Origin of the sequence: Pseudoalteromonas sp. TB51, from assembly GCF_000498055.1 — a bacterium.
Lineage (GTDB): Bacteria > Pseudomonadota > Gammaproteobacteria > Enterobacterales > Alteromonadaceae > Pseudoalteromonas > Pseudoalteromonas atlantica.
Window position 1 is genome coordinate 1 of sequence record NZ_AUTO01000300.1, and the last position, 4,582, is coordinate 4,582.

Annotated in this window: 2 protein-coding genes and 1 pseudogene; 2 read left to right on the plus strand and 1 reads right to left on the minus strand. The window is 41.0% G+C overall.

Going from position 1 to position 4,582, the window contains the following annotated elements:
- Positions 1-1,370: insulinase family protein (locus L650_RS0118075; protein WP_174380550.1), on the plus strand; the 1,370-nt coding region annotated here is incomplete at its 5' end.
- 55 nt (positions 1,371-1,425) lie between these two features.
- Positions 1,426-3,009 (plus strand): annotated as a pseudogene (locus tag L650_RS0118080) (diguanylate cyclase domain-containing protein); the annotation flags it as partial.
- A gap of 309 nt (positions 3,010-3,318) precedes the next feature.
- Here the strand turns inward: L650_RS0118080 and L650_RS0118085 are convergent.
- On the minus strand, positions 3,319-4,473 hold the full coding sequence (locus tag L650_RS0118085; RefSeq protein WP_029772239.1) for an IS110 family transposase: 1,155 nt from the start codon (positions 4,471-4,473) through the stop codon (positions 3,319-3,321).
- Positions 4,474-4,582: the final 109 nt, after the last annotated feature.

Here is a 4,582-nt window from a genome sequence, read left to right on the forward strand (position 1 = left end):
GGCTGGAGTCGCTTGCGCATATAAATAAACCGCTGAGCACTATGCTGCTGCCCACAGCAAACCCCTATTTAACAAAAGAAGTGGTGCTATACGAAGTCGAAAAACCTCAAACCAAGCCTTTACTGTTAGTTAAAGAGCCTGGGTTTGACTTTTGGTTTAAACAAGACAACACCTTTAGAGTGGCCAAAGGTCATTTTTATTTAGCAATGGACTCGCACTTTGCAGTAAAAGATGTAAAGCACATGGCATTAACGCGCCTTTTTAGTGACTTATTTATGGACAGTGTTGGCGAGCAGTTTTACCCCGCAGAATTGGCAGGTTTAAGTTATCATTTAACCTCTCATCAAGGCGGGCTTACGTTGCACACCGCTGGGCTATCGACTAGTCAGCTAGAGTTGGTGGAGCAATTACTTGATGCGCTATTTAATGTTGATATTTGCGCACGCCGCTTTGCCGAATACAAAAAGCAACTGGTAAGGCACTGGCGCAACAGCAACCAAAATAAACCGGTGAGTGAATTATTTAGTGTGTTAGGTGCCAAAATAATGCCATGGAACCCACAACCCGACGAGTTAGCCACTGCACTTAAAAATACGTGTTTTCAGCAATTTAACGAATTTAGAGCCGACTTTTTTAAAGCCTTACATGTTGAGTCATTTTTACACGGTAATTGGCAACAAGCAGACGCGAAGGTATTTCATAGAAAAGTGGCAGAGCATTTAAAAAACGCCACGGCTATTGAAGATTTAACACGCCCGCTACACGAGATAGACCAAGTGACTCGCTGCGAACTTGAACTGCCATGCAGTGATAACGCCATGGTCATTTACTACCAAGCACAAAGTGCAGAAGTGTGTGAAAAAGTTAAATTAATGGCACTTAATCATATAATTAACCAAGACTATTTTAACGAGCTGAGAACCACACAACAGCTAGGTTACTTAGTTGGCTCTGGCTATGCGCCATTTAACACCCGCGCCGGTATTGCTTTTTATATTCAATCACCAAAATTTGAAGCTCAGACTCTACTGCACAGGCATAATCATTTTGTAAGCCAGTTTATTGCTAACCTAGACTCCCTAGATGAAACAACATGGCAGCAGCATAAACAAGGTTTGACAACTCATATTGCTGAAAAAGATAAAAACTTACGGTTACGCTCACAGCGCTTTTGGCTTGCAATAGGCAATAAAGATCATGACTTTCATATGCAAAAACGCCTGCTAGAGGCACTGCACGCCCTCAGCCTAGAAGAAATGAAAAGCTATGCCATAGCTACTTTTTCTAAAGATAGGCCAAGATATGAGTTATTAAGTAGCGCAAAAGTAAATAAATCGCAAAAAATGCCGCTTTGCTCGCAATCTCTTTGACTCTGCAAGTGGCATGATTTAAATTATCATTTGTTAATTAGTAGTAATAAAACAAATGATAAAAATAACAACAATAAAATGTGGTTTTTACTGGTTGCTGCTAAGCCTAGCACCCGCAGCGGTTGCCTTTGAACACGCCTTTAATATAAATACCAACACCGTTTTAATTATTGCCAGTGCCCTACTTGCGCTGGCTTTGCCATACCTATTATTTGTAATTTATAAATTAAAGCGCTCTCGGTTACAGCACAGCCTCTCAGAAAAGCGCTTAAAAAGCACGGTTGAAGGCAGTGGCGATACGCTTTGGGATTGGAATATAAAAACAGGCGAAGTTATTCGTATTAACGATAAATACATGATGGATTCAACAACGTTAATGGGTTTTCCGCCAAATAAAAGCTTGATCCACCCACACGATATTGCCTCAGTAGAGCATTTATTAAAAAAACACTTTGCTCAAAAGTCTGCTTTTTTTGAAGCCACTTACCGTATTAAAGACACCTTTGGCCACTGGCACTGGGTATTAGACCGCGGAAAAATAATAGAAAAAGATGCCAACTTAGCGCCACTGAGAATGACCGGCACAGTGCGCGATATTTCAGTGTTAAAATCAACACAAGAGCGCCTCAATTTATTTGCTAAGTGCGTAGAATCACTCACTGATGCACTTGCTATATATGATAAAAACTTTAACTTAGTTGATATTAACCCCAGCTTTTTAACGCTTTTTGGTGGCGTTAGAGAGCAATATCTCAAAAAGCCTTTTAACTTACCTGGTTACGATAAAAGCTACACAGAAAACATTAAAAATATAGTGCGAGAGCGTGAGCGAATTCAACAAGAGGTAAAACTGCGCAATAGTGAGCGAGTGTTACTGCCCATAGAGATTTCTATTGATGAGATAAAAAACGATCAACACCAAATAACAAACTATGTAGTGGTTTATTCAGATTTAACCGAACGTAAAAATGCACAATCGCAACTGCATAATTTATCAAATAGAGACCGTACGACCAGTTTACCTAACAGAAATTTATTTTTTACCGACCTACAAAAGCTAGTAAAACAAAATACCCACCATGCCCTTTTGGTATTTGATTTAGATAACTTTAAAAAGATTAATGATTCATTGGGCCACCAGCTAGGCGACAGCCTATTAGCAAAACTGGCTATGCGATTAAATAAGTTAACCCGAGAGAATGATGTTTTTTACCGCCTAGGGGGTGATGAATTTGCCTTAGTTATGGCAGATACTAATGATATTCATGTTATTACTCGCATGGCAAAGCAATTTTTAGCTGCAATTGCGACCCCATTTAAAATGGCAGGCCACGAGCTCGCTATTACCTCAAGCGTAGGCATAGTGTTATTCCCCGAAGATGGCAGTACGCCAGAGCTGTTATTAAAAAACGCTGATACCGCAATGTATCATGCTAAAAAGAAAGGCAATAGTTACCTGTTTTTTAACGACACCATGAACCGCCAAGCGGTTAAACGCTTACAAATAGAAAACCTAATGCGCTTTGGTCTAAAAGAAAACCATTTTGAAGTGTATTACCAACCAAAAATGAATATTCGCACAGGTAAACTTACCGGAATGGAAGCATTAGTGCGCTTTATAACCCCTAAAAAAGGCGTTGGTATGACTCCCACTGTCAAGTTAAACGCACTGATCCCTGCCTAACTTTTTAAGCCATAATTACTTTAGCTCGAATTAGAGCGAGTTAATACATAGGATGAAGCAAGTAATGTCGTCGGTTATCTTGCTGATATTCGTTGGTTATTACTATTTCTAGTAACAGAGCAGACCTTACTTATTTCGTCGTGGCACCTGTCTTCAGTCTATGTTCGTGGTTCAATGCAGCGTTAGCTGCACTGCCATCCTAACGCCGTCGGTGGTTGTGCCACACCCGATGCTTGATCCCATGCATTAACTCTAATACGTTTATCATGCGGGTACTCTTGCCAATCTAAGTTTTGTATTCACTGGCGTAAGCACCACTTCTTTTGCAATAGCCCATATGTACGCAATCATTTCTCGGGCAATGGCGGTAACAACCAGATTGTAGTGTTTCCCTTTGGCTATCATTTTTTTATAGCGTTTGCAGAGCCTAATCTGTGCTTTCCACGCAATATCAATAATGTCCTTTGGTAAGCCTTCTTGTCGTTTTTGCATATCTGTTGATATATTTGCCGCATACCGATAAGTGTGTGCACCTTCCACAAGAAGGCGTCTTGCTCGGCCATTTCCGCATTTTGTGATGGCGCCAATATGGCGTTTGCCACCACTCGAGTGTTCACTGGGTACAAGACCGAGATAACTCATTAATTTACGGGGATGGTCGAAACGCGATAAATCGCCAAGCTCAGCAACAACGCCAGTGGCGACCAACAAACGGACACCACGCATAGCTTGTATTGCTTTGACAACAGGATAATAACGCCACTGGTGAACGTGGTGTGTTAGTTCATTGTCTAGCCGTTCAAGTCGGCTTATTCGTTCGGTAATTGTGTGTAAAAATTCTTGTAAGACGATGTGCTGAGCGGGGTGTGGCAGCACAATCTCAGTGAGCCAACGTAAATGTTTTTGTGACCAATTCGCAGTGCCTTTATAATTGATATTATTGCGAAGCAACAGCGCCTTTAATTGATATTTGGCATCTTTTAAGTCCTTCATTGCCACTTCGCGTGCACGAGATAAATCGCGTACAGCTTCATCTTCAGGCTCGGGAACATAGATAGGTGTTAAATCTTCAGACTTAAGTAATTTAGCAAGCTTAAGAGCATCACGTTTATCGGTTTTAATCTTCTCACCAGGTTTTTTAGGAATAAGAGAGGGCGCCACCACGTAACAGCAATGGCCGAGGCTGGTAATTAACCTGTAAATCCAATAACCACATGGGCCTGCTTCATAAACAAAATGAAGTGTTGCGCCAGAGTATTTCGATTCGAACTGACGAACAAGCTTTTGAACGGCCACTTTGGAAGACGAAACTCGGCCAAGATGAACAGGTTGCGCACCTCTATGTTCTTCAATATAGGCGACTTCATTGAATTCTTTATGTGTATCAAGACCGATAAAAAGTATGCTATGTTTATTCATGTTAGCCTCTGCTGTTTAGTTAATTGACAAACTAATTATGGCTCTGGCTTTGAATTAAGCTAACCCACGAAAAGCGGAGGCTAACACCGTGTGGGAGTCATTATGTCTA

What these genes read in the sequence shown, in the direction of transcription:
- L650_RS0118085 (WP_029772239.1), bottom strand. Translation starts at nt 4,473, where the DNA reads ATGAATAAACATAGCATACTTTTTATCGGTCTTGATACACATAAAGAA.